This is a genomic window from Candidatus Fusobacterium pullicola (genome assembly GCA_018883725.1).
Lineage (GTDB): Bacteria > Fusobacteriota > Fusobacteriia > Fusobacteriales > Fusobacteriaceae > Fusobacterium_A > Fusobacterium_A pullicola.
This window is the reverse complement of the sequence record JAHLFN010000087.1, coordinates 1-4747: the sequence shown is the minus strand read 5'-3', so window position 1 is coordinate 4747 and position 4747 is coordinate 1. Positions and strand designations below refer to the sequence as shown.

Genomic DNA, 4747 nt, shown 5'->3' with positions numbered 1-4747 from the left:
TCATTTGAACACTTTCTCTCAAAGCTTGATTTTTAGCCATTTTTAGACGTTTTGATTTTAAACAAAATCGGCTGTAAATATTAAAATATTAAAATATATAAAACATACTAGAAAAGTATGTAAAAAAAAATTAAAAAATTACAAAAAATCGCATAATTCTCAAGATACTTTTTCTTGAAAGTAAGCAGATTAAAAAATTATTTAATTAAAGTTTAAGTTTTACTCAACCAATTTTTTCAAACAGGTAATAGTTTGAATACTCTTTAGGAAATGTATTACTTCCTCACAATTTAAAGATTTATGAAATCTCATCATATCAACCTATTTAAAATAGGATTTAGTTTTTCAAAAAGATTACTCAACTAAAGTTTTACGATACTTATCAAATAAGATTGTTAGATTACATCAGCAAAGGCGTCAACTGTAATATAACTCTCAGCTATCTTATTTGAGCTACTTCCATTTTTGGAAGTTAGCAGTTAGCCATAAAATATATTAAATTTAGATATTATCATTATAGCAAAAAAATTAAAATATGTCAAAAATATCCGTTTACTCATACAAAAATATATGAGTAACCGTCATTTTTATATAATTTGTAAACAAAAAAGGAAGTTTTTAGTTTCTACTAAAAACCCCCCCTTATTAAAGGGGGATTATGCAATTTTTTTCTTTTGAATTTTGGTTAAATACACGATAGCAGACGGGCTGGAAGCTTTTGTTCAATCCCCTTGCCTTTAGGTAAATAATTTTGTTCCAAAATTATTTACCTAAAGGCAAGGGGATTGACAAAACTAGCCGTCTGCAATAATCGTGTTACCAAAATCAAAAAAAGAAAAAATAAAATGGAAAATTTAGTATAATTTTGTTATAATATTATTATAATAAAGTAATATTATATCATAATAATAGGAGATGATAGTATGGCTAGTATAACTATAAAAACTGATGAACAAATAAAAAAAGAATTTAACTCAATATGTGAAGAATTAGGTTTAAATATGTCTGTAGCTATTAATATATTTATGAAAACTGTTCTTAGAGAACATGGATTTCCTTTTGAATTAAAATTAAAAGAGCCTAATGAAACAACTTTAAAAGTTATAGAAGAAGTTGAAAGAGGAGAAAATTTGAATGGCCCTTACAAAACAGTTCAAGAACTTATGGAGGCTCTAAATGCTTAAACTAGAATTTACCAATCAATTTAAAAAAGATTTTAAGTTGATGATGAAGAGAGGGTATGACAGTAAAAAATTTGAAAAAGTAGTAGAATTATTACAAAAACAAGAGCCACTACCAATAAAATATAAAGACCATCAACTTGTTAATTCAAGGAATTTTAAGGGAGTAAGAGAGTGCCACATTGAGCCTGATTGGTTATTGGTTTATAAGATTGAAAATGATAGATTAATCTTAGAATTAATGAGGACAGGAACACATAGTGATTTATTTTAAAGAAAAATGGTAAATTCTCATAAAACCTTAATTTTAGTGATTTTGTCGACCTTGTAAAACGTCTTTTAAGGGGTGTCTAAAGACTTTTAGGTATTAGAGTATGGCTCAAAAATATTGATTTTGAGAGGTTTTGAGAAATAAAAAAAAGAGAGTATTAGCTCTCTTTTTCTTTTATAAGAACATTGGAAGAAAATTCAATGAAGTAAAATCTCTCTGATGTTGATATTTTCAGATTTAATAAAAGTTTCTCAAAATCTATCTGTTCAAAAAATCCTGCACTTCTAGGAAGTTCCTTCAAATATTCCAAGTGATAGTATTTTTTCAAATCTTGAATTATTAATTTTTTTACAGAATCAAGCTCTATGTTGCATAAATACGGAGTTTCAAGTCTGTATTTATATAATAATAAATTATAACTATAGTTTTTGAAAGTTCCTCTCATATCTCCTCTAACTTTAAAGCTAAAGATTTTATTATAACTTTCTTGATGAAGAACTATATATCCATTATGGAGTTTTTTAGGATAAAGTTTTCTCTCTGCATTACTTCTTTCCCTGTTTATTCTCAAAAGATTTTCATTTTGGGAAGTTAGAATCTTATTTTGATTTTCTAAAAGAGAGATTTTTTTCTCTAGCTCTGATTTTAAGAGCGTTTGCTCGTTTTTAAATGTTTCAACTTCCGTTTTTATTTTAGTGATAATATTTTCTAGTCTAGTTATCTCTAAATCTTTATCTCTATTTTCAGCAGTAACTTTTTTTAGTTTTTCTTCTTTTTCTCTAAAATCCTCAAATTCTTCTCTTGTGAGGGTTGCTTTTGTCCATTCTTCAGAATGTTCAGCATATTCTAAGAAAAAATTTTTTCCTTGAAATTTCATAAAATCCCCCTATTTTCTAATATAATGCCCTGCAATTACTGATATTCTATTATGTCCTAAAGCTCTACTAACTTCCAACATAGCTTTTTTATCATAACAGACCCCTTTTAAATCTTTTCTACAATGATATTTTTCACTCTTGGTAAGAGAATCTATATCCCTAGCAAGTTTTTTATATAGTCTTGTAGCAAATTCAGCCCTGTAAGAGTGAATATCTGCTCCATTAGGTACTTTTTCAAAAACTTTTTCCTCACCTTTTGACCTCATTAGAGCCTGTATAAAGTCTTTTTCAAATGCAAGAGGTATATTTCTATGCCTACCCCCTTTGGCACCCCTAGAAACACAAATAAAAGGCTCTCCGTCTATTTCGATTAAGTCAGTTCCTCTAAGTTGTTGTAGTTCAGCTCTTCTAAGTCCTGTTGCACGACAGAATTTTACTAAATCTTTGTGTTTTTCCTCAGAAAAGTGCTTATCTCTCACTTTTTCCCCACGACTTCTTTGAATGTTAGCCCTGTATCTAGCATTTGATTTATATATCTCATCTGATGAAATGTTATATAATTTCATTAGAGCAGAAGTTTCAAGTTTCACAGTATAGGCAGATAACCCCTGTTTTTCTCTCATTTCTAGCCATTCATTAACATATTTTTTTCCCTCGTCTAAAGATTTAATTTGATAAGTTTCTTTAGCCCATTGGATAAAATATATATTATGTTTTAGATAAGTTCTGTAGGTATTCCAAGAATATATCTTATCAGCAGTAGCTCCAATTTTTTTATCCTCGAATTTGGATTCTCCTATTGCTAGTTTCTCATCTAAGGCAGTCTTAACTTGATGAAGAAGCGACCCTTTTTTCTCTCTATTTCTAGCCATCTTAGCCCCCTAGAATAATTCTAAATTTAGCTCTATTTTAAGATTGTTAGCAACCATTTCAATATCTTCTCTAGTTCTACAAGCTTTTATAATCGAACTAGACATATCATTGATTTTTCCTTGCTCTTTAGCCTGTTTTGAAAGCAATTCTTTTAATTTTTCAATTTTCTCTTCATTTTCAAAAATATCAGCGATATTATCTTCGGTAATTTCTTTTTTCTTTCTTTTTGGAGCAGTAGTAGTTACTTTATCAATTTTTTCTTCGATAGCTTTATTTGAAGAATTTTTAATATCTTCAATTTTAGCAGTCATTAGAGAAGAAAAACTTTTAATCTCTTGATTATATTTTGAACTCTCTTCTAATGCTCTAATAATCAAGGTTTCATCATATTTTGATAAAAGTTTTTTCATAGCTTTATCAGAATAACTCTTATTGAGATAAATGCTTTTTTTAGCTTTCTTGATAGCTTTCAAAAGCTTTTCTGATAGAGTAACTTCTCCCATTATTTCAGCATCTATTATTTTTGATTTTGGTTTAAATTTCTTAAAGAATTGAATATCTGTTACTTTTCTTCCTGTATATATTTCTTCAAAAGAGTATTCTAACTCTTTATTAAAATTATTTATTTCTTTAATCGCAGGAGCAAGAACTCTTTTTTTAAAATCAGCATAAACCCTATATTTATCTTGTGTTTTAGTTAAATCTTTTAAAGTTTCAAGACTATATTTTGGTAGTTCTATTTTTTCATATTTTTTGAATATTTCAAAAAATATAATTGAATATGAACATTTGAAAGATTTTTCTTCCAAGAGTTTTAATGTTGTGTAGTATAATTCCTCTTGTTTTTTATTATTTTTAGATAATACGTTAAAAATAGTGGGGGGAACTGCTACAAAAATCCCTTCATCAAGTTTTTTAAATTCAGATATTAGAACAAAACTTCCCCAAGTTTTTCCTCTCTTATCAATAGATTTTACTTGTGTCTTTTGTAGCTCGTCCAAGTATTGATATAATTCATCATATGAATTAGTAGCTCCTATTTCATTGAGAATTTCTGACGGAGATATAACTATTCTATCAGTATTTTCTTCTTGTAATCTTTTTAAAATAGAATTATAAGCTCTTAGTCCTAAAATAGAGATAGGACGACTCACAACCTCAATGAGTTCATTTGGTTTAAAAATTAAATCATTAGTATTTTTCATAATTCCTCCTAACATTTTAAAACATTTATGACTTTTTAAAAATAATATGTCATACATCTTAATTAAAGGAATTATAACATCATTTTTAAATTATGACAACATTTTTTTTAGTGTCATAGTTAACAAGCAATTTGTCCATAGTTAACTGGCGATTTGTCCATAGTTAACAAGCAATTTGTCCATAACAAACAAGCAATTTGTCCATACTTCATTTGAACACTTTCTCTCAAAGCTTGATTTTTAGCCATTTTTAGACGTTTTGATTTTAAACAAAATCGGCTGTAAATATTAAAATATTAAAATATATAAAACATACTAGAAAAGTATGTAAAAAAAAAT

The 4747-nt window shown here is 27.3% G+C and carries 5 protein-coding genes; 2 read left to right on the top strand and 3 right to left on the bottom strand.

What is annotated here, in order from left to right:
* Positions 1 to 923 precede the first annotated feature (923 nt).
* Complete coding sequence (locus IAA47_09785) at positions 924 to 1184, top strand: type II toxin-antitoxin system RelB/DinJ family antitoxin (GenBank protein MBU3843251.1); 261 nt, start codon at positions 924 to 926, stop codon at positions 1182 to 1184.
* Positions 1177 to 1455 carry a type II toxin-antitoxin system YafQ family toxin gene (locus tag IAA47_09780; protein MBU3843250.1) on the top strand — a complete coding sequence of 93 codons (279 nt, stop codon included), beginning with the start codon at positions 1177 to 1179 and terminating at the stop codon, positions 1453 to 1455. Before IAA47_09785 ends, IAA47_09780 begins: the two co-directional genes overlap by 8 nt.
* A 154-nt stretch (positions 1456 to 1609) precedes the next feature.
* On the opposite strand, the gene IAA47_09775 is transcribed toward IAA47_09780, so the two are convergent.
* Genes IAA47_09775 through IAA47_09765 form a run of 3 tightly spaced genes read right to left on the bottom strand, consistent with a single transcriptional unit; the run spans position 1610 to position 4408 of the window.
* Positions 1610 to 2329 (bottom strand): hypothetical protein, encoded by a 720-nt coding sequence (locus IAA47_09775; GenBank protein ID MBU3843249.1) that lies wholly within the window; start codon positions 2327 to 2329, stop codon positions 1610 to 1612.
* 9 nt (positions 2330 to 2338) lie between these two features.
* On the bottom strand, positions 2339 to 3202 hold the full coding sequence (locus IAA47_09770; GenBank protein MBU3843248.1) for a hypothetical protein: 864 nt from the start codon (positions 3200 to 3202) through the stop codon (positions 2339 to 2341).
* Between the two features lie 9 nt (positions 3203 to 3211).
* A complete protein-coding gene (locus tag IAA47_09765; protein MBU3843247.1) occupies positions 3212 to 4408 on the bottom strand; it encodes a replication initiation protein in 1197 nt (398 codons plus the stop codon).
* Between the last annotated feature and the right edge of the window lie 339 nt (positions 4409 to 4747).